The sequence below is a fragment of the Gordonia sp. w5E2 genome, from assembly GCF_036540975.1.
Lineage (GTDB): Bacteria > Actinomycetota > Actinomycetes > Mycobacteriales > Mycobacteriaceae > Gordonia > Gordonia jacobaea.
The window spans coordinates 2,191,396-2,216,499 of sequence record NZ_CP144213.1; the positions used below are offsets into that span (position 1 = coordinate 2,191,396).

Consider the following 25,104-nt stretch of genomic DNA (forward strand, 5'->3'; position numbering starts at 1 on the left):
ATGGTCTGGTGAACATCCCACGCGAGAACGCCGATACGGCCCAGACCATTGCAGGCGTCGACGTGGAGAAGCTCGGTGAGGTGGCATTCGAGGTGGCCACCGATGCGGCTCGCCATGTCCGGAGGCGACGTCCGGAGTTGTTCGGGCGAACCGGAACGGCGCCGGGAACGGGCAATGACGTTGTCCCGTCGGCGGTGTCGACGAAATCCACGCCGACCGATCCGGTGACGCTTGCCGATACCGAATCCGAGGAACTCATCCGCGCGCTGCTGAAGCGGCTGCGCCCGGACGACGCTGTTCTCGGCGAGGAGGAGGGCGGCTCCGTCGAGGTCCCGTCCGGTGTGCGCTGGGTGATCGATCCCATCGACGGGACGGTCAACTTCCTCTACGGCATTCCCGCATACGCGGTGTCCGTGGCAGCCCAAGTCGACGGCAGGTCGGTCGCCGGTGCTGTCGTCGACGTCGCGCGTGATGTCGTGTACACGGCGACGCTGTCCGGTGGCGCGTACGAGGTTCGCGACGGCGTGCGCACGAGGCTGCGTGCCAATCCGATCTCGCGAGTCGACCTCGCGCTGGTCGCGACCGGATTTGGTTACGACGTCGAGCGTCGTCGCGCACAGGGCGAACTGATGTCTCGGCTGCTTCCGCGGGTTCGGGATCTACGTCGAATAGGCGCAGCGGCGCTCGACCTGTGCATGGTGGCCTCGGGTGCGGTTGATGCGCACATCGAGCACGGATTGAGTCCCTGGGACTGGGCCGCCGGTGCGCTTGTGGCGGCAGAGGCGGGCGCGATCGTGCGGACCCCGCCGCCGGATTCGCGCTCAGCCGACGGCGACGCCACGGTTGCCGTCGCGCCGGGCATCGGCGAGGAGTTCTTTGCGCTGCTCGATGAGATCGGTGCGCTCAAGCCCATCGTCTGAGCGACCAATTGTCCTGTCTGTCAACAGGGTTGGGCGTGAACCGCTCGTACCACTCCGGGATCGGCTCCGGTCTTCGGGTTGTGCGGATCGGCCGACCGGAGAGCTTCGAGGGCTGCCTGCGTGTCCTGTGACTGCTCACGTGCTTTGTAGTACTCGCCGAGTGCGACGTCGACCGAAGTGCCTGTGCGCCCATCGTCGACGAGTTCAGCGCAGGGGATCGCGACCCAGACCGACGCCGCGGCAGCCTTGCCCGCGGGCCCGAATCGGATCTGTGCCACGCAGTCGAGGTCGTGGTTGGGGTACAGCGCGTCGTCGGCATAGGCGCCGTCAGGAACGGGATTGAAACCCTGGGCGGTCAGGTCGTCGGAGACGGTCTGAGCCTCACCGCGCTGAGTCGATGCGTTGAGCACGCGCACCTGGAATGTGGACAGCGCGGCGGGTGCGACGTTCAGCATGTCGTCACGACTGACGACGGTGAGCTTCGGTGTTTTCGCAGACGCCGCTGCGGGGGCGTTGGCGGCAGGGGGCGCCACGACCGATGAACTTGCCGGGGTGGGCGCGTTGCAGCTGGTCGGCGTCGCGTCCGCGGTCGAATTCGACAGCGCGACCGCCCATGCGATCACACCTACGACGAGCAGGATGACCGCGACGATGATGGCCGGCCGCGCGTGCCGACGTCGGTAGGGGCGTCCCTTGTCGTCGGTCGGGTAGCCGACCGTAATCCTCGAGACCACCGTTGACCCTGCTCCTTCTCGTATCCACGCATACCTGCGCCTGCCGGCGCCGGGAGCCCAGCGAGCAGGACGAGTTCACTGTAGAGGGTTCGCGGGCGCCGATGTGTCAAGCGCTGTGTGTGCGAGTCGGAGCTCACCGGTACCCGGGTGATGAATCACTCGGGAATGAATCGGCGTAGCCGTGATGTTGACCGCGGACAAGCGATGCACTACAGTTCGGGCGCCCCGTCCTAGACATGGATGGACCAGCCTACGGATTATGTGATGCACATCACATAAATCTGTTTGGTTGGGGGTAACGAATTGCAGGCGCCACGAGTTGTTGTGACGTCGGTGAAATCCAAACCCCCGACAGGCATCGTGCTCATTGGTCGACCGGCCACAAGCCAGTCTTCCTCGGCTCCAACTCCAACCAAGTAAGGCACACAATGGCTACTGATTACGACGCGCCACGGCGTACGGAGACCGAAGACCTGAATGAGGATTCGCTCGAAGAGTTGAAGGCTCGTCGCAGCGAAGCCCAGTCGTCTGCGGTCGACGTCGACGAGACCGACACAGCCGAGTCGTTCGAACTGCCCGGCGCTGATCTCTCCGGAGAAGAGCTCTCCGTTCGTGTGATCCCCAAGCAGGCTGACGAATTCACCTGCAGCAGCTGCTTCCTCGTCTACCACCGCAGCCGTTTGGCTCGGGAGAACGGCAGCTCGCTCATCTGCGTCGACTGCGCCTGAGCGCTGCGCAGCGTGCCGGTCTCCGGCACTGCTGCGCCGCTCACGACCGTCGGTGAGTCGCGACTGGGCGCGGGCATCGACTCGCCTCGCGGCGTTAACTCTGTTCGCGTTAACTCTGTTCGCGGTCCGAGTGCTCGGGACTCACCACACTCGTCGCGCTGGCATCGGGAATGTCCAGTGCGGCGAGCACCTTCTCGGGATGTCTCGTTGACACCAGCCAGTACGGCGTCGGGTCATCGGGATCGTCCAACACCAACAACACCATTGTCTTGATCCACGCATGATGCATGAGGAACGCGGCCGGATCGAGCTGACGGCCGAGTGCCGCACTCTTGGCCGACGCCGGAATGCTCGCGCCGCGCGCGATCACCGAATTGGGCAGCTGCGCCTTGCCCGCGTGCAGGACACCGTCGGCGTCGACCCTGATCTGGGTACGGCCCATCGACCACAGCAGAAATGCGCAGAGCAGACCGACCGCGATGTACCCGACGAAGCTCCACGACGAGCGATGCGCCGAGAGTTGGATCTCGTATCCGGCGACGGCTGTCACCACGGCTGCCGCCGGCCACCACCACAGGGGCACACGCAGGCGTTCGCTGTAGCGGTCTGCTGCCGGATCGGCAGGTCCTGACGACCGGGACCCGGTCTCCTCGGGTGGTTCGGATGAGCTCACATGCTCAGCGTAGTCTGCGTTCGTGACCGTAGAATCCACCCCCGGCGCTGCGGCGATCGGTCCGATCCCGGTGAAGCGACTCGATCCGGGTATTCCGTTGCCGACTCGCGCTCATCCCGGCGACGCGGGAGTCGACCTGTGCTCCACCATCGATGTCGAACTACCACCGGGACGCAGGCAACTCGTCGGCACGGGTATCGCCGTGGCACTGCCATTCGGAACGGTCGGGCTGATTCATCCGCGGTCGGGACTCGCGGCCCGCGCGGGCTTGTCGATCGTCAACGCCCCGGGAACCATCGACGCCGGGTACCGCGGGGAGATCAAGGTCTGTCTCATCAACCTCGACCCGTCGGAGACGATCAGCATCGTCCGCGGGGATCGCATCGCGCAGTTGCTGATCCAGCGGATCGAACTAGCCGACTTCACCGAGGTCGATGAACTCGACGAGACGGCACGCGGCGAGGGTGGCTACGGATCGAGCGGTGGACACGCCATACTGACGAGCGGGGGCCCTGTCGATCCGGCCACAGTCCACACGAACAGCGGATCGGATACCGCAGGCGACAACGCGAACGAGGAGAACCCCACGTGATGGCACGAGACCCCGAGTCGACGTCGAACGCATCCGACCAGCCACTGCTCATCGGACAGGCGCGCGGACCCTACGACATCACCGAACTCGACACCCCTGCCGAGGATCTGGAGAAATCGCACCTCGACCTCGGTGCCGTGCTCGTGCCAGTCGTCGAAGGCGGGCAGGTCACCGTCGAGATGACTGCCGATCATCAGCCGGAGGCCGTTTACCTGGTCACTCCGTATGGACGGCTCACCGTCGCGGCCTTCGCGGCACCCAAGTCGCCGGGACTATGGCGCGAGGTGGTCGGTGAACTCGTCGACTCACTGAAGAACGACGGCGCGGCAACGAGCATCGAAGACGGCCACTGGGGTCGCGAGATCGTCGCAGAGGTCCCCGGCGGCAGCCACCGCTTCATCGGCGTCGACGGCCCGCGCTGGATGGTTCGGTTGGTGGCCAGCGGACCGACCGAGACCGCTTCCGAACTTTCACAACTTTCCCGTGCCGTGCTCGCCGAGTCGGTGGTACGTCGAGGCACCGAGCCCGCGCCGCCACGCGAGATGCTGCCGCTCGTGCTCCCGCCGGTGCTCGCCGAGCAGGTCGCTGCAGCACAGCAGCAGATGTTCGCCGCAGAGGGGGGCGAGGTCCCGCCCGGCGTCGTGGTCCCCGACGGCGCGGTGACAGGCGCGGGCGACGACGTGCAGCCCGCGCAGCAGGCAGCCGTCACGGAACCGAGCGGCGCGGCCGACGACGCCGGGTTCGCCACCGGTGACGACGTCGACTCTGCCGACGATCAGCCCCGTTCTGCCGGCTCGGCCATGCAGCGTTTCCGTCGACGCCGCTGACCTCGCTGACAACTGCGCGCCACTAAGGGCGTCGAGCACCGGGGGCTGGTGCTGGAGTGACCAGCAGGCGCAGCCATGCCCGTGCGCACGCTGTCCCGAGCACCGAGGGATCGGTGCCCCACTGAGTCAGTCCGACGTCGACGACCTCCGCGCACGGCGCGGCCGCCGACCACTCCTCGGCGATGTCGCGGGGATGGAGCGGATCGTCGACCGCAGCGGTGATCGCAAGCGGCACAGTCAGTGTGGAGATCTCGTCCGGCGTCGGCGCCACGCACTGCGACGCTGCGCGCAGTTGTGCGACGAGGTCGCGAGCCTGCGCACGCCACGACCGGCTCAGCTCGACGCCGAGCCACTCGGGACTCGTCGACACCATCGTCGCGATCGTTGCGTCGAGACCGTCGCGCTCGATGGCGTCGGCGGTGAGGCGGGCGCTTGCCGCGGCGAGCGATCCGGACGGTTGGCCGCTCCAGGGCGGCAGAGCAGCCAAGACCCCGGCACAGGTTGCGGTCCCTGCATGTGCGGCCTGCCCGTCCAGCGCCCAGCGCAGCGCAGTCACCGCACCGATGGACACGCCGCCGACCAGGACGGACTCGTGCTCGCGCGCCGCGGAGTCGAGTGCGCGGATGAATCCGGGGATGAGGTCGGCAGTCGGCTTCACTGCGATGAGTTCGACGTCGAGAAGTCGGGAAGCCGGTCCGAACGCCCGTCGAATGTAGTCGTCGTCCGACCCCGTTCCGGGCATGGCGATCAGCGCGGTCGGTGCTGGTGGGGGCACGGTGTCAGCCAAGGGCATGAACCGATGATGCCGTGCGTTGTAAGTGGTGAGCGCAGAGGTCTAGGCTGACCGAGAGCGGCTCGGTTGGTTCAGCCCGATACGCCGAGTCCGAAACACCGATCGAGCCCGAAACACCGATCGTGTCACAAGCACGACGCCTACTTGGAGGTTGTGATGCCCACAGCCGGTTATCTCAAGCGACTGACCAGGCGGCTCACCGAAGATCTCGGAGAAGCCGACGCGGAGAAGATCGCGGCGGAGTCGGCAGCCACCGGCGCACAGCGCGCGGTGGAGTGTTCGCGCGGCGACGAGGTCACGATGCATGGTGAGTTGCGCGCTGTCGAGACCTGTTCCCGCACCGCGAAGAGTGGGGTCAAGGCCGAGTTCTTCGACGGAAGCGACGTCGTCTTTCTGAAGTGGATGGGACGCAACCGCATCCCCGGTATCGAGCCGGGTCGGAAGATTACCGTGAGCGGGCGTCTCGGCGAACACAACGGCACCAAGGTGATCTACAACCCCGATTACGAGTTGCATGGCGACGGAGAAGACTGACAGTCCCGACGCCGCGTCGGAAGTCGACGCAGCCGAACGGTCAACCGCGACCGTTCTCGACCAGCTCGGCGGAGTATCCGGTCTGATTTCGTCGACGATCCCGGTCATCGTGTTCGTGGTCGTCAACGCCGCATTCGGCGTGACGGCGGCCATCGTCGCGGCATTGTGTACGGCAGCACTGGTTGCCGTTGTCCGCCTGCTCCGGCGCGATGGACTCGCACCGGCGGTCTCCGGCTTTCTCGGCGTAGCGATCTGTGCGTTCATCGCTCATCGCGTCGGTGACGCGAAAGGCTACTTTCTACTCGGCATCTGGACGTCGCTGGTGTACGCGGGTGTCCTGCTCGCTTCGATCCTGGTTCGGTGGCCGCTGATCGGCGTTGCCTGGAACTACGTCAACGGCGCCGGAACGCAGTGGCGCAGCAACCGCAGAACGTTGATCGCCTACGACATCGCCACGGCGTTCTGGGCGCTGGTGTTCGCGGGACGCTACCTCGCACAGTCGTCGCTCTATGACAGCGGCGACACTGGTTGGCTGGCAGTGGCCCGGATCGGAATGGGCTGGCCTCTCACCGCGCTCGCCGTAGTGGTGACCGTCTTGCTCGTCCGACGCGCCTCGCGCGCCTCACTTACATCAACCGACCGAAATCAGCCGACCCAGATCAGTTGACGTGCATCGCCGCGTGGAGAGCGGGTTCGACGTCGACTGCCGCGACGAAGACGAGTTCGTCTCCGCCTTCGAGCGGATCGTCGCGCTCGGGCACGATGACGCGGCCGCCACGGATGATGGCCACCAGCGCGGCATCGCGCGGCAGGTCGATCTTGCGTACCGGCTTTCCCGCCAATGGGGTGTCCGGCGGCAGTGTGAGTTCGACGAGGTTGGCCTGGCCCTGACGAAATGTCATGAGGCGCACCAGATCTCCGACCGATACCGCTTCTTCGACCAGCGAGGCGAGGAGTCGAGGTGTCGAGACCGCGACGTCGACGCCCCAGTCCTCCCCGAACAGCCACTCGTTGCGCGGATCGTTCACGCGGGCGACCACCCTGCTCACCGCGAACTCGGTCTTCGCGAGCAAGCTGACCACGAGATTGGCCTTGTCGTCTCCGGTCGCCGCGATCATCACGTCGTAGGACTGCAAACCGGCTCGTTCGAGGTTGGCGAGTTCGCAGGCGTCCGCGAGTAGCCAGGTCGCTCCCTGGACCGCGTCGACGTCGATGTGGCTTGCGAGGCGTTCGAACAGGGTCACCTCGTGTCCAGCCGCGATGAGTTCACGGGCGATCGAGCGACCCACTGCGCCTGCACCGGCGATGGCGACTTTCATCTCTCTCCTCTAATCGGCGTGAGCCAGGGGTGCTGCGACCAGCGCACGTACTCCGGCAAGATCGTCGAGGCGGACCGACGCGAACACGATGTCGTCTTGTTGCAGAACGGTTTTGGCTTCGGGCAGGATCGGTTTGCCGTGTCGGTTCAGAAACGACAAGCGAGCGCCGGAAAGCTCTTGAAACTTCACCGACGTGATGCCGATCCACGACTCGTGGATGTCGAGCTGGGCGATCGCGATGGTTCCCGACGGATCGCGCCACTCCGTCGTGGTCGACGTCTCGCCGAGTGCCGAGACGAAACGCTCGGTCGTCCACGGCACCGTCGCTACGGTCGGGATGCCCAGTCGCTCGTATACCTGGGCGCGCTTGGCGTCGTAGATTCTGGCGACGACGCGCGGGACGTCGAAGGTCTCGCGGGCGACGCGCGCGGCGATGATGTTGGAGTTGTCGCCCGACGACACCGCAGCGAACGAGTCGGCCTGTTCTATTCCGGCACGGGTGAGTACCTCGCGATCGAATCCGACCCCGACGATCCGCTCTCCGGTGAAGTCGTCGGACAGTCGTGTGAACGCTGCCGGATCGCGGTCGATGATGGACACCTGATGTCCGCGCTTCTGCATGGCCATCGCCAGGGACGATCCCACTCGTCCGCACCCCATGATGACTACCCGCACATCGATCCTCTCGTGGGTTCACTACTCGTCGGGCGCGGTGGAGCGTCGACGCAGGCGACTGCCGCCGATTGTCCGCGCGACTTGAACCTACCCGCACCATCAGCCCGGCGACATCGGGCCACGCGAACTGGTCGCGCACGCAGCGATCATGGCCACCTGATCGACCACCCCGGGGCCGTAGTGGCCCTAAACGAGCGCAAGGTCTTAGTGTTGCGTGGTGTCCACCGTGTCAAAGGCGTCTGTTGCGACGAAACGACTGCTCCTCGGCAGGCCGTTCCGTAGCGACAAATTGGGCCACACGCTGCTGCCCAAGCGGATCGCACTGCCCGTGTTCGCCTCAGACGCGATGTCGTCGGTCGCCTACGCGCCGCAGGAGATCTTCCTGGTGCTCTCGGTTGCCGGCCTCAGCGCCATGACCCTTGCCCCCTGGATCGCGATCGCCGTCGCGGTCGTGATGGCGGTGGTTGTCGCCAGCTACCGACAGAACGTCCACGCCTATCCGTCCGGTGGTGGCGACTACGAGGTGGCAACCGTCAATCTGGGGTCGTCGGCGGGTCTGGTCGTCGGCAGCGCCCTGCTCGTCGACTACGTGCTGACCGTCGCGGTCTCCATCTCGTCGGCCGCGGAGAACATCGGTTCCGCCATCCCGTTCGTGCACGAGCACCGGGTGTGGTTCTGTGTGGCCGCGATCGTGGTGCTCGCCGCCGTCAACCTGCGCGGCATCAAGGAATCCGGTTCGGTGCTGGCCGTTCCGACCTACGCGTTCATCTTCGGCGTCATCGCCATGCTCGTGTGGGGTGCGATCGAGATCTTCATCCTCGGTCGCGACGTCCGCGCCGAGACCGCCGACTTCGATATCCGGGCGGAGAACACGCATCTCGCCGGTGTGGCGTTCATCTTCCTCATCGCGCGCGCATTCTCGTCGGGTTCGGCGGCCTTAACCGGTGTCGAGGCCATCAGCAACGGCGTGCCCGCCTTCCAGAAACCGAAGTCGCGCAACGCCGCCACGACGCTGCTCATGCTGGGAACAATCGCGATCGTGCTGCTGCTCGGGATCGTCTGGCTCGCCGAGCGGGTCGGTGCCAAGTACGTGTCCGACCCGGCTCGCGACCTGATCGGCGCGCCACCCGGCTATCAGCAGGAAGCGCTTATCGCACAGTTGGCGCAGGCCGTCTTCGACAATTTCCCCGTGGGGTTCTACTTCGTGGCCGTCGCCACGGCGCTCATCCTGATGCTCGCGGCCAACACCGCGTTCAACGGATTCCCCGTGCTCGGTTCCGTCCTGGCGCAGGATCGCTTCCTGCCCCGACAGTTGCACACGCGTGGCGACCGCCTCGCGTTCAGTAACGGCATCATCTTCCTCGCCGTCGCGGCGATCGCCTTCGTCGTGGCATTCGGCGGCGAGGTCACCGCGCTCATCCAGCTCTACATCGTCGGTGTGTTCGTCTCGTTCACGCTGAGCCAGGCGGGCATGGTTCGGCACTGGACGCGCCTGTTGCGACACGAGACCGACCCGCGCGCGCGGCGTCGGATGAAGCAGTCGCGGATCATCAACTCCGTTGGCCTGGTGATGACGGCTACCGTCCTGGTCGTCGTGCTCATCACCAAATTCACTGCCGGGGCATGGATCGCCATCCTCGCCATGGTCATCCTGTACGTACTGATGAAGCTGATCCACCACCATTACGCGTCGGTGCAGCGAGAACTCGAGCGGGTCGAAGCAGAAGAAGACCAGGTTCTTCCGAGCCGCACGCACTCGATCGTGCTGATTTCCACGCTGCACCTGGCGACCAAGCGTGCGCTGCTCTACGCCCGCGCCACGCGACCGGACGTCCTCGAGGCCATCACGGTCAACGTCGACGACCGCGACACGCGAATACTGGTGTCGCAGTGGGAGGAAAGCGACATCAAGGTGCCGCTCAAGGTGATTGCGTCGCCGTACCGTGAGATCACCAGACCGGTGATCGAGTATGTGCGTCGGGTGCGGCGCGAGCACCCGCGAGACGTGATCACCGTCTTCATCCCCGAATACGTTGTCGGGCACTGGTGGGAGCAGATTCTGCACAACCAGTCGGCGCTGCGACTCAAGACGCGTCTGTTGTTCGAGCCCGGTGTGATGGTCACCTCGGTGCCGTGGCAGCTCACGTCGTCGGACCGACGCCGCGACGACCTCGAGTACAACGCTCCCGGTGACACTCGGCGAGCGTTGGGTGGCCAGTGAGTTCGACTCCGCAACCACCCGTGACCGCGCCCGTCGTGACCGTGCGGGTTGATCGCCCGGCCAACGGGGGAGACGCCGTGGGCCGCCTCGACGACGGACGAGTGGTGTTCGTGCGTGGCGCCATTCCCGGGGAGACGGTCGCGGCGCAGGTCGTCGACACCCGAGCGGAGTCGTTCTGGCGCGCGGAGGCGATCGACATCCTCGACCCGTCGCCGCATCGCGTCGACATGATCTGCCCGGCGGCCGCCCACGGCGCAGGCTGCTGCGACCTCGCCTTCATCGAACCCGGCCATGCGCGGACGTTGAAGGCGCAGGCGCTCGAGGACGTCCTCGTGCGGGTCGGCCGTTTCGCCGCCGATCGTGTCCACGACTGGTGCGCCGACGACGCGAATCCCGATGCGCCACCCGCGATCGGCATCCGTTCGCTGTCCGACGACGCCACGGGCTGGCGCGTGCGGACGCGTCTCGCGGTGGACGATGCCGGTCGAAGCGGACAGCACCGATTCCACAGCGGCGACCTCGTCGTGGGGGTCGACTGTGTGCAGCCGGTCACAGGTCTGCTCGACGGACTCGACGACCGCCGCTTCACGCCCGGTGCAGAGTTGGCGATCGTCGCCGACGCCGCCGGCCGCAGGCACATCACCGAACTCGCGCCGGCGACGCCGCTCCGACGGCACTCCCGTCGCGATCGAGGCAGAAGTGCCGCGCAGCGTCGTCGACGTAGCGTCGAATCACGCAGGGCAACAACGGTACTCGAAGGCGACGCCGCCGCACGCCACCGCGTGGGGGAGCGAGAGTGGTCGATTCCGGTGACGGGCTTCTGGCAGGCACATCGAATGGCGCCGACCCGCTACGCGCAGACCGTCGCCGAGTTCGTCGCTTCGACCGACGTCTCGCGGCCCGCGACCTGTTGGGACCTCTACGGCGGTGCAGGCGTCTTCGCGGGCGCTCTGGTCGACACGCTGGACACCGGTGAAGTCCATATCGTCGACTCAGACGCCGCCGCACTGGCCGCTGCCGACGCGGTGTTCGCCGAGGAGGACTCGTCGGTCGCCACCCACCGCGGCGAAGTCGCCGACGTGATCGAGTCGTTGCCTGCCCCGGAGGTCGTCGTCCTCGACCCGCCGCGAACCGGCGCAGGCACCCGAGTGATCGACAGGATCGTCGCCGCCTCGCCCCAGGTGGTGGTGCACGTCGGGTGCGACGCCGCGCGATTCGCGCGTGACCTCGCGTTGTTCACCGAGCGCGGGTACGCCGTCACCCGGATGCGGGCATTCGACGCTTTCCCGCTGACGCACCACGTCGAAGCGATCGCGCTGCTCGTGCCGAACGCAGCCGTCGGTGTGTGACCAGCTCGCGGTTGTGGTGAGTTAGTGCACTGCCGCGAGGTCCGTAGACTGTTCGACACGACCGCGACAAGCCCGCGCGGCCGGTGTGCGTAGTAGGAGGACTCGATGAGTGTGCTCGAGCGGATCTCTTCCCCGGCCGATCTCAAGGCGTTGTCGCCGGACGAGGTCGTGGTACTTGCCGGTGAGATCCGTGAATTCCTCATCGAGAAGGTGTCGGCCACCGGTGGCCACCTCGGCCCGAACCTGGGGGTCGTCGAGCTGACGCTTGCACTCCACCGTGTCTTCGATTCGCCTGTCGACCCCGTGATCTTCGACACCGGCCACCAGTCGTACGTGCACAAGATCGTCACCGGACGTGCCGCGGGCTTCGACGAGTTGCGTCAACGCGACGGACTCACCGGGTACCAGGATCGCGCCGAGAGTGAACACGACTGGGTCGAGTCCTCGCACGCATCAGCAGCACTCAGTTACGCCGACGGACTGGCGAAGTCGTTCGCTCTGACCGGTCAGGACCGCACGGTCGTCGCGATCGTCGGCGACGGCGCGCTCACCGGCGGAATGTGTTGGGAGGCGATCAACAACATCGCCGATTCCGACCGCTCGGTCGTCATCGTCGTCAACGACAACGGGCGCTCCTATGCACCGACCATCGGCGGCGTCGCGGCGCACCTGTCGGGTCTGCGACTCCAGCCCGGATACGAACGCTTCCTCGACGAGAGCCGTCGTGTGATGCAGATGTTGCCCGTTGTGGGCGGACCCGCGTACGCGGTGCTGCACGGCATGAAAAGCGGAATCAAAGACCTCCTCGCGCCCCAGCAGATGTTCACCGACCTCGGGCTCAAGTACGTCGGACCCGTCGACGGCCACGATGTCGAAGCGCTCGAAGCGGCGTTCACGCGGGCACGATCATTCGGCGGTCCGGTCATCGTGCACGCCGTCACCCGCAAGGGCAACGGCTATATTCACGCCGAGAACCACGTGGCCGATCAAATGCACTCGACCGGTGTGATCGATCCCAAGACCGGCCGCGCCAAGTCGGTGTCGGCGCAGGACTGGACGTCGGTGTTCTCCGCGGCACTCCTCGAAGCCGGTGCGACGCGTCCCGACGTTGTCGCGATCACCGCCGCGATGCCCGGTCCGACGGGGCTCGCACCCTTCGGCGAGAAGTACCCCGACCGAATGTTCGACGTCGGCATCGCCGAACAGCACGCGCTCACCTCGGCGGCGGGCCTCGCACTGGGCGGGATGCACCCCGTCGTCGCGATCTACTCGACGTTCCTCAACCGCGCATTCGATCAACTCCTCATGGACGTCGCGTTGCTGCGGCAGCCCGTCACCTTGGTCCTCGACCGTGCCGGGATCACCGGACCCGACGGCCCCAGCCACCACGGCATGTGGGATCTGTCGCTGATGGCGATGGTTCCCGGTCTGCGCGTCGCCGCACCGCGCGACGCCGTCCGTCTCCGTGAAGAATTCGACGAAGCGCTTGCCGTCGACGACGGCCCGACCGCACTGCGCTTCTCGAAAGGTGCTGTGCCAGAAGACATTCGCGCGGTAGAGCGTCTCGACGACGGCGTCGACGTTCTGCGTCGGTCGTCACCCGGCGTCGGGGAAGCCGCGGGCGACGTGCTCATCGTCGCCGTCGGCGCGTTCTGCGGTCTCGCTGTCGACACCGCAGACCGGCTGGCCAAGCAGGGCATCGACGCGACGGTCGTCGACCCGCGGTGGGTGCTGCCCGTCGCGGAGTCGATCGTCGACCTCGCGCGCAGGCATCGACTGGTGGTGACACTCGAAGACAGTGGTGTGAGCGGGGGAGTGGGAGCCGCAGTCAGCGCCGCTCTCTCCGATGCGGAAGTGCCTGTGCCCGTGCAACTTCGAGGAATTCCGCAGCGCTTCATCGAACACGCGTCGCGTGGCGAGATCCTGGCCGAGCTCGGCCTGACGGCTCAGGACCTCGCGCGATCGATCACGGCCACGGTGTCGGGGATGGAAACGGTGCCAGAACTCGAGCACGCCGACGAGGCGGTCGACGTGGCGCGTGATGCCGCCGGTGTCGACACGCCCGAGGTCGACCGAGGCTGACGGTAGGAGCAGACCTCGCGGTCAGCTCGTCGAATCCGACTCAGCGACAGGCGTTTCCGCAGCGGCGTTGAGTGCATCGGCAAGAGCGACATCGGTCAGGTCGCGCTGCCAGGGTCGGGCCCCGCCCGCCGCAAGGTACGCGTCGACGGCGTCCGGTGTCGCGGGCAAAGCCACTCCGTCCCAGGCGAGTTGGCGCACCAGGTCGGGTGCGAGGAGATTCTCGACGGGCAGGTTGTTGCTCTCGGCGATCTCTTTGACGATCGGACGGACCTGCGCGATGCGCGCGGCGGCGTCGGGGTTGCGCTGTTCCCACCTGCTGATAGGTGGGAGTCCTACTGTCGGACCGCGTTTCGACGGCAGTTGGGATTCGGGGAGGCTACGCGCGCGATCGATCGCGCCGAGCCAGATCCCGGCCTGACGGCGTTGCCTGGGGCCGCCGAACACGGGCAGTCGGGTCAGCTCCGCCTCCGAGGTAGGCATGGCGTTGGCTGCGGTGACGATGGCCGAATCGGGCAGGATTCGGCCCGGCGCGACATCACGACGCTGAGCGAGTTGTTCACGGGCAGTCCACAACTCGCGGACCGCAGCCAACGATCGGCTGCTCTTCACGGTGTGCACGTTGGCGGTCCTGCGCCATTTGTCGACGCGTGGGGCAGGGGCCGGCCGGTCGAGAACGTAGCGGAACTCCTGGCGTGCCCACTCGTCCTTCCCCTGCTCCACCAGCGCCTGTTGCACGGCGTCGCGTAATTCGACGAGCACTTCCACATCGAGCGCGGCGTAGTTGAGCCAATCGTCGGGGAGCGGTCGGCGCGACCAGTCCGCGGCGCCGTGGCCCTTTTGGAGGCCGAGTCCGAGATAGGTGGCGACCATCGCTGCGAGATTGACCTTGGGCTCGCCGAGAAGGCGCCCGGCCAGTTCGGTGTCGAAGACCGTCTCGCAGCGGAAACCGAGTTCGCGCAGGCAGGGCAGATCTTGATCGGCGGCGTGCAACACCCATTCCGGGCCGTCGAGGGCCTCGATCACCGGGGCCAGTGCCTCCGGCTCGCTGATCGGGTCGAGCAGGAAGGAGCCGGAACCCGTGCGACGCAACTGAACGAGGTACGCCCGCTGCGAGTATCGATACCCCGAGGCGCGTTCGGTATCGACGGCGATCGGGCCGGTTCCGGCGGCAAGGCATTCGGCGGCATAGGCGAACTCCGCCGCACGCGACAGCACGGGTGGAACACCGTCGGCGGGTGCGAGCAATGGTTCGACGGCCGGCTCTGCGTCGACCTCGATGCCGGAGTCGGCGGGCCGATCGTCGGACGTACTCATCTCGCTGTACTCACACCGAGCCGAGTTCGGTGATGCCGACCGGCGGCAGACCCGCGGCCGACGAGAGCACCTCGCAGAACGCCTCGAGATGGCCGCCGAGTCCGTCGGCAGTGGGAGCGGTCCACGAGGCTCGCAGTTCGAGCTGATGTGCCCTGGGCGGTCCCGCGATGTCGCCGTAGCGCACCGACGTCGTCGACGTGACCGTCCCGCCGAGCGCTGTGACGACGATCGGTTCGCCGGTCCGCGACATCTGGGTGCCGTCGCTCGACGTCGAACCCACTTCGGCGCCCAGCGCATCGGACAGCCAACTCCACGCCACCTCGGGCAGAAGTGGATCCATGGCAAGAGCGGCCTCGACCTCGGCCTGGATGTAGGCGACGAGGCGCATGGTGCCGTTCCAGGCGTCCTGGCCCGCCGGGTCGTAGAGCAGAACCAAGCGGCCGAATGCGCTTCCCGACGAGTCGACCGGCACGTCGTCGTCGATATCGGGTACGCGCACCTCGGCGCCTACGGCGTAGCTGTACGGGGCAAGTCGCTGCGGGGGACGGATCGGCCCGACCTCGATATCGCGTCGAATCTGGGCGGTGTGCAGCGACTCGACCGCGGTGCGGAAGTCAGCAGGCTCCGTCGGAGCTCCAGAGGAGGTCACATCTCGACGGTAGAGTGAGGTAGGCGTGGCCGACGGGAGGCGCGCCGGGCAAGGGGGGCCTTGGTCGGCGGTGTGTCGGGTCGGCGGCGTGTCGGGTAGTCGGGGACCTCTCAGAGTAACGCCGACCTGGTCGGCCTGCGCCGTTGTCGCACATGGCAGAGTGATTGGTGATGTCACACCCTGCCCGCACGCGCCGAAATCATTCCCAGATGCCGCTCATCGCTGCCGCGACCGGCGGCACGCCCACACGTCGCCCCGTGTGGTTCATGCGGCAGGCCGGCCGATCCCTGCCTGAATACCGTGCCATTCGCGCCGATCACGGGATGCTCGAGTCGTGCTTCGATTCGTCGATGGTCTGTGAGATCACCATGCAACCGGTGCGGCGCCACGACGTCGATGCCGCAATCCTGTTCTCCGACATCGTCGTGCCGCTCAAGGCCGCCGGAGTCGACCTCGACATCGTGGCCGGTACCGGCCCGGTCATCGCGCATCCGGTGCGGACCGCCGACGACGTGGCACACCTCCCAGCCCTCGATCCCCAATCGGTGGGTGCGATCGCACGGGCCATCGGGTTGATCCTCGACGAACTCGACGACGAGACCGCACTCATCGGATTCGCGGGTGCGCCGTTCACCCTTGCCTCGTATCTGATCGAGGGCGGACCGAGCCGCAACTACACCATCACCAAGTCGATGATGTACTCCGATCCGGAGCTCTGGCATGCGTTGATGGGGCGTCTCGCCGACATCACCATCACCTTTCTGCGCACCCAGCTCGACGCAGGAGTCGACGCGATCCAGCTCTTCGACTCGTGGGCCGGTGCGCTCTCGGATGCCGACTACCGGACCTTCGTCGCGCCACACAGTGCGCGCGTGCTGGCCGAGGTCTCCGATTTCGGCGTGCCCCGCATCCACTTCGGTGTGGGGACAGGGGAGTTGCTCGAGTCCATGACCAAGGTCGGAGCCGACGTGATCGGCGTCGACTGGCGCGTACCCCTCGACGATGCCGCGCGCCGGGTCGGCGGACGAGTCGCAGTGCAGGGAAACCTCGATCCCACAGTGCTTTTCGCCGGCGACACGGCGGTCGACCAACATGTTCGACGCATCGTCGCCGAGGGTGAGCGTGCAGTCGTGCACGGCGCGGCCGGGCACATCTTCAACCTGGGGCACGGTGTGCTGCCGGGAACCGATCCGGATGTGATCACGCGGACCGTCGAACTGGTCCATTCGATCTGAACGCTCACGAGGTGAGGACATGACCATCGACGTCGCCGTTGTCGGAGCGGGCATCTCGGGTCTCACCGCGGCGTTCCGGCTCCGGCAGCAGCTCGGTCCCGACGCACGTATCGACCTGTACGAAGCGGGGGAGCGGACGGGCGGAATTCTCAAGACGGTCGACGTCGGTGCTGACGGTCGGGGGTCGGTGCTCGTTGATGTGGGCGCTGAGGCGTTCATCGTGCGACGGCCAGAGGCGCTCGGTTTGGTCACCGAGCTCGGCCTGGCTGATCGGGTGGTGTCACCGACCGGGCGTCGACCCGCATTGTGGGCGTCCGGCCGATTGCACCACATGCCCCGCCCCGCGCTGATGGGGATTCCCGCAACGCCCGACGCGGTGGCCGACCTGGTCGATCGGGCAGATCTCGAGCGGATGCGTACCGATCCCGACCGTCGGTTGGAATGGGCTCCCGGTACCGACGTCTCGGTGGGAGATCTTGTCGCCGACCGGTTCGGTCCGTCGGTGGTGTCGCGCAGCGTCGACCCGATGCTCGGCGGGGTGTATTCGAGCCTGGCCGCGGATATCGGTGTGCGCGAAGCGCTTCCGGCTCTGGCGGCACAGCTGGACGCGGGTGCGCCGAGTCTGACGGCCGCGGTCGGCGCCCTGCTGGCCAACCCGACCGCGACCGGGCCGGTCTTCGGAACGTTGGTCGGCGGGTATCGAGTCCTTGTCGAAGCGCTGCTCGACGCCGCGCGACCCGACTTCCACCCCTGCACGGCGGTGACCGATATCCGACGCGACGGTTCGCGATGGGCACTGTTCACGGGCGATCGCCCGGCCGGTGCCGACGCGAGCTACGACGGCGTCGTCCTGTCGACGCCGGCGTGGATGACGGGACACATGCTCCGCCGTGAGGTGCCCGACGCCGCGTCGACGTTGCTGGCGGTCGAGCGGGCGGGGTCGGTGGTCGTGTCCATCACGCTGGCGCCCGACACCGCACTTCCCGACAACTCCGGGGTGCTCGTCGCCACGGGAGAAGACCTGCGCGCCAAGGCTTTCACACTCAGCTCACGCAAGTGGGCGCATCTCGGCGAGCCCGGCGGGGCGTTGTCGGTGCGTGCGTCCTTCGGCCGATACGGGCAGCCGATTCCCGGCGAGGACGTCGAGCCAGGGATCGACGATCGCCTGCGCGACTGGGCACTGGCCGATCTCGATCGTGTGTGTGCGGCGGCAGGCATCGAGCCGTTGACGGGACGCGTCGTCGACACCTTCGTGCAGCGGTGGGAGCTACCGCGTTACGCGCCAGGGCATCTCGCGACGATGGCGAGGGTCGAAGGATCGCTGCCGTCCGGGCTGGCCCTGGCGGGCAACGCTGTGCGGGGCGTCGGGGTACCCGCGTGCATCGGTCAGGCAGGCAGGGCCGTCGAACGCCTGCTCGGCGACCTGGAGGCCTAACCCCGCTGGTCGAGCGGACGTGCGCCCAACTTCGCTGGTCGAGCGAGCGCGAGCCGTAGCGCGCCCATCTCCGCTGGTCGAGCGGCGTGAGCCGGAGCGCGCCCAACCCCGCTGGTCGAGCGGGCGCGAGCGCCAGCGAGCACCCGAGTCGAGACCACCCTGCCCAACTCCGCTGGTCGAGCGGGCGTGAGCGCCAGCGAGCACCCGAGTCGAGACCACCCTGCCCGGTTCGCGGACGCGCGCCGGTGGCACCATTGATCTCATGAGCCGCCTCGACTACACCGCCCTGAACTCGACGATCCGCTACCTGATGTTCTCGGTATTCGCTGTGCGCCCTGGCGAGCTCGGCGACGACCGTGACCAGGCCAAGTCGGACGCCACCGACTTCTTCAAGTCGCTGGAGGACGAGGGCGTGGTCGTGCGCGGCGTGTACGACGTGTCGGGACTGCGTGCAGATGCCGACTTCATGATCTGGTGGCACGCCGAGCACATCGAGCAGTTGCAGGCCGCCTACAGCCGATTCCGTCGCGAGACGCTGCTCGGCCAGGCGTGCGATCCGGTGTGGAGCGCAGCGGCGCTGCACCGGCCGGCGGAGTTCAACAAGAGTCACGTGCCTGCCTTTCTCGCCGGTGAAGAAGCCGGAAAGTACATCTGCGTCTACCCGTTCGTGCGCTCTTACGACTGGTATCTGCTACCCGACGAGGAGCGTCGGGCGATCCTCGCGGAACACGGCAAGGCTGCTCGTGGTTACAAGGACGTCAGGGCCAACACGGTCGCGTCGTTCGCGCTCGGAGACTACGAGTGGTTGCTCGCCTTCGAGGCGCCGGAGTTGCACCGGATCGTCGACCTGATGCGCGATCTGCGCGCCACCGAGGCCCGCCGTCACGTGCGCGAGGAGATTCCGTTCTTCACGGGACCACGCGTCGAGGTCGTCGACCTCGTCGACGCGCTGCCTTAATTCCCGAACAAGGAGGGCACGTGGTCAAGGTCCTGGCAGTCGACACTTTCGGCACCGTCACCGATTGGCATTCGGGTGTGAGTGCCGTTCTGGCCGAACAGTTTCCGACTGTTGACAGCTCGCAGCTCGCGCGCGACTGGCGAGACACCTACGCGCCGGCGCTGGAGCAGATCGAATCGGGTGCCAGGCAGTGGACGCTGCTGGACGATCTGCACCGCGAGTCATTGGACGCATTGCTGCGGGACTCGTACGACATCACGGCGACTTCGACGCAGTTGGACACGGCCGTCCATGCCTGGCACGTCATTCCGGGCTGGCCCGACGCCGCGGACGGGATTCGCCGCCTGACGTCGAAGTACGTCGTTTCCGCGTTGAGCAACGGCAACGTGGCGCTACTCGCCGAGATGGCCAAGCACAACGGATTCGACTGGGACTTCCTGGGCGGCGCCGATCTGTGGCGGCACTACAAACCGTCGCCGGAGGTCTACCTCGGGATCGCGCGCCTCATGCAGGTGGAGCCGTCGGACGTCCTGATGGTCGCGACGCACGCGTGGGATCTCGACGCGGCTCGCGCGTGCGGACTGCGCACCGCCTATATCGAACGTCCCCGGGAGTGGGGTCCGGTACACAAGGACGAAACCCCGAATCCGCTCGACGACTTCCGTGCCACCGGATTCGACGACCTGGCCGATCAACTCGGTTGCTGATCGGCCCGACCGGTTAGCCCTCGTCCGGCTCCAACGTCATGCTGATCGAGTTGATGCAGTACCGCAGGTCGGTCGGGGTGTCGTAGCCCTCGCCGGCGAAGACATGGCCGAGGTGCGAGCCGCAGTTGGCACACAGCACCTCGGTGCGTCGCATCCCGAGCGAGTCGTCGGATCGCTCGATGATCGCGTCGCCCGCCAGCGGTGAGAAGAACGACGGCCAGCCGCAGTGTGAATCGAACTTCTGGTCGCTGCGGAACAATTCGGCACCGCACGCCCGGCAGCGGTAGACGCCGGTGGTCTTGGTGTCGGTGTACTCGCCGACGAACGGCGCTTCGGTGCCCGCCTGCCGCAACACGTGGAACTCCTGCGGGGTCAGGCGCTCACGCCATTGGTCGTCGGTGAGGTTCGCCAGTTGCTCGGGGCTCTCAGATGCCGACTTTCCAGAGGTCTCAGATGTCATGACTCAACGGTACGAGTGTCGCTGTGGCCGTGCCACCAACCCCTCAGCGAGGTTGGCTGACGGTGCGGTCGGCTGCGGAATCCGTCGACGCCGGCGACTGCGCGGCCGGAACCTCCGGTTGCCGCTGGAGCGAGCCCTCGCCCTGCCCTCGCACGTCGAGATAGCGGAACAGCAGTGAGCAGAACACGGCGATCATCAGCAGAGACCAGCCGTAGGTGACCTTGTTGTACTCGAGCATCCAGCCGAAGGCCGTCCATTCGCGCGAGTAGAACGAGTCGAAGGTCATGCAGCCGTATATCCCGAGCCACGCCGGCCAGTTGCGGACGGTCGAGCCCGGGATCAGGACGGTCATGATCAACGGGAACAGCAGCATCGAATAGTAGCCCTGACCGAGCGCGCCCACGAGGAACGTGGTGGTCAGCAGCACGCCCGACGATGTGGTCAGCCACAGCAGTTCGTTGGTCGTGCGGTAGTAGCGGTACAGGAACCACAGCGAGAACACGGCCATCAGGACGAACGCGATGCGAAGAACGAGGACCAGCCACGGCGCCACACCGAAGTAGGCTCCGTTGCCCGCGATCGAGCTGTTGTAGTAGTCGCGCGCCTCGCCGAGGTAGGGGAGGGTTCGGTCGATGAAGGCTCCCGGATCCGCGGACAGCGGCCACGCGATGATCGTCAGGACCAGCGGGACGCCGATTCCGGTGACCAGGATGCGCCACTGGCGGTTGAGCAGCGGGAGCAGCAGGAGGGGGGCGAGTACCGGTTTGACGGCGATGGTCAGCCCGATCGGTACACCGGCCCACCAGTCCTGGCGCTTCATCATCAGGAGCATGAACGCCGACATGCCGAGCAGCACAAAAGCATTGAAGTTGGTGAAGATCAGAGTGTGGGCCGTCGACTCCGTCATGAAGAAGAAGAACAGGATGGTCGGCAAGACCCACGACTTGAGTGAGTAGCCGAAGAGCTTGGTGAGAAGAAGTGCCGAGATCACCAGTGCGAGCACACTGACCCCGATGAAGGTCCAGCGCGCGGTCTGCGGGTCGAGCACCGAGATCGGTGCCATCAACAACGTCCCGGACGGCGGATACAGATAGTGCGGGTCGACGGTGTTGAGGTTCTCGTTGTACACCGGCTGGTTGTTCATGAACCGCAACGCGGCCTGGTAGACGGGCGTGAAGTCGTCGGTCCGGTCGCCGTTGATGGCGAGAATCACCGACCGATGAATCGCCGTCATGATCGTGAGCGGCCACAGCACCAGCGGGATGATCCGCTGCACCGTCATCTGCGGGTAGAGAATCCTGTCGAGAGAGGCCACCCGCGAACCGTACTACGAGTGGTGCCCGACACCGCGTCGGCCCCGCCGTGCCTGCGGCGGAATCCTGTGATGGGTTCGGCAGGACTCGGTCAGGTCGGGCAGCCGCGTTCTGACGGTCCGCTCAGCGGTGCCTGCTTGACGTAATCGGAGACGGCGTCGGCTGCGCAGTCGCTGCGGGCGAGCACCGAGTAGCCGAGGCCCTCCCACGTCACGCTGACCGAGTCTGCGCCCGCCTTGGTCAGCAACGTGTTGACCGTCGCGATGCCGCTGCCGCCATTGACCGGGTCTCCGGTGCCGTTGAGCAGCAGCGGCGGGACCGGGTACGAGTTCGGCGGATTGACCACGGGCGTCGACGCCCAGCCGAGGCACCTACCGAGCGACAGTGCCGAGTTGTTACCGGTGAGCGGATTCTGTTTGCTCCAGGTCGTTGCGAGGCCGGGGATCTCGTTCTGGCCGATCGGTCCGGAGACGTCGTTGCAGGCTGCGACGAGTTGCCCGTCGGACTCGCGCAACGAGGCGGCGTCGTCGGCGAATCCGGCTAGTGCGCGGGTGTCGCCGCGGTCGGCGGAGGCGATGGCCGATGCCACCGAGTTGATTCCGTCGGGGTTGTTGGGTGCGAGTGCGAGTGCCGTGGTGATCGCGGCGAGCGCATCGGTGTCGGATATGCCGCCCAGCTGACCGTTGCGTCCCTTGTCGAGCACGCTCTGCATCGTCTGGGTTCCGTTGGCTCCGAAGGCGCAGGAGGGCAACGAGGAGCAGCGCTGGGCGAAGGTTCGCAACGCGGCCTGGACTCCGGTCGCCCCGCTGGCAGCGGTGTCACGAGCATTCGCACCGAAGGGTGTCGGCGTGTCGAGGATGATGCGCCCGGTCCGGCCGCCGTATTGGGCGGTGTACGCGATGACCACATCGGACCCTTCGCCCACGCCGATCAGCCCGAGCCTGTCGACTCCCCATCGCTCGCGCAGCGACTCCAGATCGGAGGCGGCGTAGGAGATGCCGAAGTGTAGTTGGTTGGGGGTCAGCGTCTCGGTGCAGCCATCGGCCGCGGACGACGCTGCGGCGGAGAGTCGCGTCAGCCGCGCAGACGTATCCGACGACCCACCGTCGAGGCCGTTGTTCCGGATCGTCGTGCGTTCGTCGCGCGTCAGGCAGTCGAGTGCCCCGCTGCGTTCGATCCCGCGCCTGTCGACTGCGACCACCGGATTGCTGGCGAGGAGTTTCTTGCCCGCGCCGCCCGCGAGGAGCAGCAGTGTGCGCGACGACGGGAGGTCGGAGCCCGACGTCAACACCAGAGGCGCAGCGTCGGCGGGCGTATCGGCTGCCCGGGCGCGCGTCAACGCGACTTCGATGGTGTCGCCGGGCCGGTCGGGATCTAACGGCGAGGGCAGAGTGGCGCACTCGATGGTCACGCCACTCGGCGCAGACGTCGAGTAGTCCCGCGCGACCCGGCTGCCGCACTCGCGCCAATCGAATTCGTTGCGCGGCTTCTGCAGTGCGGGGATCTGTGGCGCGGCACTCGACGACGCCGGAGACTGGTTGCCCCCGCCATCGCCCGCGGGCACCAACCCCGGTCCGGTGTCGGGGCCGACTGCGCATGACGACACGACGAGCACCGTTACGAGTGCGGAGACGACACCGATCACCACTTTCCAGGAGTGACGGGGTCGCCGGGGGTGTCCGTGTCGGCCTCGCGCAGATCGCATGTGGGCGAGCGTAGTCAACGGCTCCACCGGCTGAAGACGTAGCCGTCGTTGTCGGTGAGGAGGTGCACGAGCCGCAGATGGTGCAGCGTCGCGCCGTCGCGATCGCTGTGTGAGATACGTGGGGCGTCGCCGGATGCCAGGTTGGGGCTGACAGTGAGACACAGCTCGTCGACGAGATCGGCGTCGACGAACGAACCGAGCAAGCTGGGGCCGCCCTCGCACAGAATGCGTGGGCTGCCGGTCGCCGTGAGGTAGTCGGTCACCTGGTGGAGATCGAGGGCGTCGTCACCGCAATCGACGACAGTCGCACCCGCGTCGGCCAGGCGAGCGCGACGGGTGGCGTCGGCCTGGGATGTGGTGATGACGACGGTGGCGGGGTCGCTCAGCGGCGCGAAGTCGGGGTCGACCGTCAGCGACCGAGTGACCAGGGCGAGCCGAGGAGCGGGGGTCTGGCCTGCGGCTGATCGGCGCGCGGCGAACGAAGCGTCGGGTTGTGGTTGGCCGTAGCCCTCGTCGATCGCTGTTCTGGCGCCGACGAGAACGACGTCGCACAATCCACGAAGGACCCGGAAGACGGCTTTGTCGCCCGCGCCACCGAGCCCCCCGGACTTGTCCTGGAACGACGCCGCGCCGTCCAGCGTGGAGATCATGTTGGCTCTGAGCCACGGGCCGTCGAGGTCGGTGGGATAGGCGTACAGATCGGCGATCCCGTCGACGTCGTCGTCGGGAGATAATGTGACCTGGGTCGCTTTCTGCAGGTAGAGCATCTCGTCCCTCCGATGGTTATCGCTAGGCTCCCGGTATGGTGGCCAGTCTTGTCGACCGCAATCCGGTCGTGTCTCCCGACGCTCTTATCGATGAGATGGTGCCGCCACCGACCTTTGACGAGGTCAGCTTCGACACCTACATCCCCGACCCGAACGAGCCTACGCAGTCGCAGGCCGTCGACGCCGCTCGCGACTTCGTGACGCGCGCACGCAAGGTCAGGGGCGGTAAGAAGGGACTGTTCTCCCGCAACAAGCAACAGCAGGGCGTCGGGCTCTACCTCGACGGCGGGTTCGGCGTCGGCAAGACGCACCTGTTGGCGTCGATCTACCACGCGATGCCAGAACCCAAGTCGTTCGCGACGTTCGTCGAGGTGACGCACCTCGTCGGCGCGCTCGGATTCATGCAGGCCGTCGAGCGGTTGTCCGACCACTCGGTGCTGTGCATCGACGAGTTCGAACTCGACGACCCCGGCGACACCATGCTGATCTCGCGACTGCTCGCCGAACTCACCGCGCAGGGTGTGTCGATCGCCGCGACGTCGAACACGCTGCCCGGGCAACTCGGTGAGGGGCGCTTCGCGGCACAGGACTTCCTGCGGGAGATCCGCAAGCTCGCATCCGTCTTCGACACCATCCGCGTCGACGGACCCGACTATCGCCATCGCGACCTACCGCCTGCGCCCGACCCGCGCAGCGACGCCGACCTCGTCGCTCTCGTAGAGTCGACGCCCGGCGCGACCCTCGACGATTTCGACGCCCTCTGCGAGCACCTGAGTACGTTGCATCCGTCGAAGTACAAAGCGCTGGTCGACGGTGTGTCCCTTGTCGGTATCCGTGACGTGCATCCGGCCAAGGATCAATCGGTGGCGCTGCGCCTGGTCGTTCTCGCCGACCGGCTCTACGACGCCGACATCCCCGTGACGGTGTCGGGTGGGAAGCTCGACGAGATCTTCACCGACGAGATGCTTGCCGGCGGGTACCGCAAGAAGTATCTCCGTGCGACGTCGCGACTTCTCGCGCTGTCGCGGTCGTCGGAAACGGCGATCGGCTAGCACCGACTGTCAGCCGATTTCCAGTGTTCGAGTGTTCACTGAAGTCGGTCGTGCTTTACTTA

At 66.7% G+C, this 25,104-nt stretch carries 25 protein-coding genes; 14 read left to right on the top strand and 11 right to left on the bottom strand.

What is annotated here, in order from left to right; translation table 11 throughout:
* The first annotated feature begins 8 nt into the window (after positions 1-8).
* Positions 9-920 (top strand): inositol monophosphatase family protein, encoded by a 912-nt coding sequence (locus RND64_RS09985; protein WP_049697190.1) that lies wholly within the window; start codon positions 9-11, stop codon positions 918-920.
* Positions 921-940: 20 nt separating this feature from the next.
* Here RND64_RS09985 and cei read toward each other — a convergent pair whose 3' ends face one another.
* A complete protein-coding gene (gene cei / locus RND64_RS09990; RefSeq protein WP_049697191.1) occupies positions 941-1,654 on the bottom strand; it encodes an envelope integrity protein Cei in 714 nt (237 codons plus the stop codon).
* Between the two features lie 428 nt (positions 1,655-2,082).
* Between cei and RND64_RS09995 the strand changes: the two genes are divergently transcribed.
* Positions 2,083-2,382 carry a DUF4193 domain-containing protein gene (locus tag RND64_RS09995; protein WP_005173015.1) on the top strand — a complete coding sequence of 100 codons (300 nt, stop codon included), beginning with the start codon at positions 2,083-2,085 and terminating at the stop codon, positions 2,380-2,382.
* 109 nt (positions 2,383-2,491) lie between these two features.
* On the opposite strand, the gene RND64_RS10000 is transcribed toward RND64_RS09995, so the two are convergent.
* Positions 2,492-3,055, bottom strand: a complete 564-nt coding sequence (locus tag RND64_RS10000; protein ID WP_049697488.1) for a DUF3093 domain-containing protein — start codon at positions 3,053-3,055, stop codon at positions 2,492-2,494.
* Between the two features lie 22 nt (positions 3,056-3,077).
* Here RND64_RS10000 and dut point away from each other — a divergent pair, with 22 nt between their 5' ends.
* The gene (gene dut, locus RND64_RS10005) at positions 3,078-3,647 is read left to right on the top strand and encodes a dUTP diphosphatase (protein WP_049697192.1); all 570 of its coding nucleotides are present in this window, start codon (positions 3,078-3,080) and stop codon (positions 3,645-3,647) included.
* Positions 3,647-4,474 (top strand): DUF3710 domain-containing protein, encoded by an 828-nt coding sequence (locus RND64_RS10010; protein ID WP_331436662.1) that lies wholly within the window; start codon positions 3,647-3,649, stop codon positions 4,472-4,474. Before dut ends, RND64_RS10010 begins: the two co-directional genes overlap by 1 nt.
* Positions 4,475-4,496: 22 nt before the next feature.
* Here the strand turns inward: RND64_RS10010 and RND64_RS10015 are convergent, their stop codons facing one another.
* A complete protein-coding gene (locus RND64_RS10015; protein ID WP_270482645.1) occupies positions 4,497-5,267 on the bottom strand; it encodes an alpha/beta hydrolase in 771 nt (256 codons plus the stop codon).
* A 156-nt stretch (positions 5,268-5,423) separates the two neighbouring features.
* On the opposite strand from RND64_RS10015, the gene RND64_RS10020 reads away from it, so the two are divergent.
* Together RND64_RS10020 and RND64_RS10025 are read left to right on the top strand one after the other, a co-directional pair.
* Positions 5,424-5,801, top strand: coding sequence for an OB-fold nucleic acid binding domain-containing protein (locus RND64_RS10020; RefSeq protein WP_005201887.1), 378 nt, complete (start codon positions 5,424-5,426; stop codon positions 5,799-5,801).
* Complete coding sequence (locus tag RND64_RS10025; RefSeq protein ID WP_270482646.1) at positions 5,782-6,468, top strand: DUF3159 domain-containing protein; 687 nt, start codon at positions 5,782-5,784, stop codon at positions 6,466-6,468. The genes RND64_RS10020 and RND64_RS10025 overlap by 20 nt, the downstream gene beginning before the upstream one ends.
* On the opposite strand, the gene RND64_RS10030 is transcribed toward RND64_RS10025, so the two are convergent.
* Positions 6,461-7,120 (bottom strand): potassium channel family protein, encoded by a 660-nt coding sequence (locus tag RND64_RS10030; protein ID WP_049697196.1) that lies wholly within the window; start codon positions 7,118-7,120, stop codon positions 6,461-6,463. The genes RND64_RS10025 and RND64_RS10030 overlap by 8 nt on opposite strands.
* Positions 7,121-7,129: 9 nt before the next feature.
* A complete protein-coding gene (locus RND64_RS10035) occupies positions 7,130-7,795 on the bottom strand; it encodes a potassium channel family protein (protein WP_049697197.1) in 666 nt (221 codons plus the stop codon).
* A gap of 217 nt (positions 7,796-8,012) precedes the next feature.
* Between RND64_RS10035 and RND64_RS10040 the strand changes: the two genes are divergently transcribed.
* From RND64_RS10040 to dxs, 3 genes are all read left to right on the top strand, one after another.
* Positions 8,013-10,016, top strand: a complete 2,004-nt coding sequence (locus RND64_RS10040) for an APC family permease (protein WP_197494641.1) — start codon at positions 8,013-8,015, stop codon at positions 10,014-10,016.
* Positions 10,013-11,365, top strand: coding sequence for a class I SAM-dependent RNA methyltransferase (locus RND64_RS10045; protein WP_270482651.1), 1,353 nt, complete (start codon positions 10,013-10,015; stop codon positions 11,363-11,365). Before RND64_RS10040 ends, RND64_RS10045 begins: the two co-directional genes overlap by 4 nt.
* Before the next feature lie 105 nt (positions 11,366-11,470).
* Positions 11,471-13,447: a 1-deoxy-D-xylulose-5-phosphate synthase gene (gene dxs, locus RND64_RS10050; protein ID WP_270482654.1), complete on the top strand. Its 1,977-nt coding sequence runs from the start codon at positions 11,471-11,473 to the stop codon at positions 13,445-13,447.
* A 21-nt stretch (positions 13,448-13,468) separates the two neighbouring features.
* Here dxs and RND64_RS10055 read toward each other — a convergent pair whose 3' ends face one another.
* Positions 13,469-14,761, bottom strand: a complete 1,293-nt coding sequence (locus RND64_RS10055; protein ID WP_270482655.1) for a ribonuclease D — start codon at positions 14,759-14,761, stop codon at positions 13,469-13,471.
* 10 nt (positions 14,762-14,771) lie between these two features.
* On the bottom strand, positions 14,772-15,410 hold the full coding sequence (locus RND64_RS10060) for a DUF3000 domain-containing protein (protein WP_049697211.1): 639 nt from the start codon (positions 15,408-15,410) through the stop codon (positions 14,772-14,774).
* Between the two features lie 209 nt (positions 15,411-15,619).
* On the opposite strand from RND64_RS10060, the gene hemE reads away from it, so the two are divergent.
* The 4 genes from hemE to RND64_RS10080 all read left to right on the top strand — a co-directional run bounded on the left by hemE (position 15,620) and on the right by RND64_RS10080 (position 19,745).
* On the top strand, positions 15,620-16,645 hold the full coding sequence (hemE, locus tag RND64_RS10065) for a uroporphyrinogen decarboxylase (RefSeq protein WP_270482658.1): 1,026 nt from the start codon (positions 15,620-15,622) through the stop codon (positions 16,643-16,645).
* A gap of 19 nt (positions 16,646-16,664) precedes the next feature.
* Positions 16,665-18,080 (top strand): protoporphyrinogen oxidase, encoded by a 1,416-nt coding sequence (gene hemG / locus RND64_RS10070; protein ID WP_331436613.1) that lies wholly within the window; start codon positions 16,665-16,667, stop codon positions 18,078-18,080.
* 262 nt (positions 18,081-18,342) lie between these two features.
* A complete protein-coding gene (hemQ, locus tag RND64_RS10075) occupies positions 18,343-19,038 on the top strand; it encodes a hydrogen peroxide-dependent heme synthase (protein ID WP_270482663.1) in 696 nt (231 codons plus the stop codon).
* A gap of 20 nt (positions 19,039-19,058) precedes the next feature.
* Complete coding sequence (locus tag RND64_RS10080) at positions 19,059-19,745, top strand: haloacid dehalogenase type II (RefSeq protein ID WP_270482666.1); 687 nt, start codon at positions 19,059-19,061, stop codon at positions 19,743-19,745.
* 13 nt (positions 19,746-19,758) lie between these two features.
* On the opposite strand, the gene msrB is transcribed toward RND64_RS10080, so the two are convergent.
* The 4 genes from msrB to RND64_RS10100 all read right to left on the bottom strand — a co-directional run bounded on the left by msrB (position 19,759) and on the right by RND64_RS10100 (position 23,990).
* Positions 19,759-20,205 (bottom strand): peptide-methionine (R)-S-oxide reductase MsrB, encoded by a 447-nt coding sequence (msrB, locus tag RND64_RS10085; protein WP_270482668.1) that lies wholly within the window; start codon positions 20,203-20,205, stop codon positions 19,759-19,761.
* 43 nt (positions 20,206-20,248) lie between these two features.
* On the bottom strand, positions 20,249-21,520 hold the full coding sequence (locus tag RND64_RS10090; RefSeq protein ID WP_270482671.1) for a glycosyltransferase family 87 protein: 1,272 nt from the start codon (positions 21,518-21,520) through the stop codon (positions 20,249-20,251).
* 89 nt (positions 21,521-21,609) lie between these two features.
* On the bottom strand, positions 21,610-23,223 hold the full coding sequence (locus RND64_RS10095) for an alpha/beta hydrolase (RefSeq protein WP_270482673.1): 1,614 nt from the start codon (positions 23,221-23,223) through the stop codon (positions 21,610-21,612).
* A gap of 14 nt (positions 23,224-23,237) precedes the next feature.
* Positions 23,238-23,990: a pyrimidine reductase family protein gene (locus tag RND64_RS10100; protein ID WP_270482675.1), complete on the bottom strand. Its 753-nt coding sequence runs from the start codon at positions 23,988-23,990 to the stop codon at positions 23,238-23,240.
* Positions 23,991-24,025: 35 nt separating this feature from the next.
* On the opposite strand from RND64_RS10100, the gene zapE reads away from it, so the two are divergent.
* Positions 24,026-25,042 carry a cell division protein ZapE gene (zapE, locus tag RND64_RS10105; protein ID WP_005201904.1) on the top strand — a complete coding sequence of 339 codons (1,017 nt, stop codon included), beginning with the start codon at positions 24,026-24,028 and terminating at the stop codon, positions 25,040-25,042.
* Positions 25,043-25,104 lie beyond the last annotated feature (62 nt).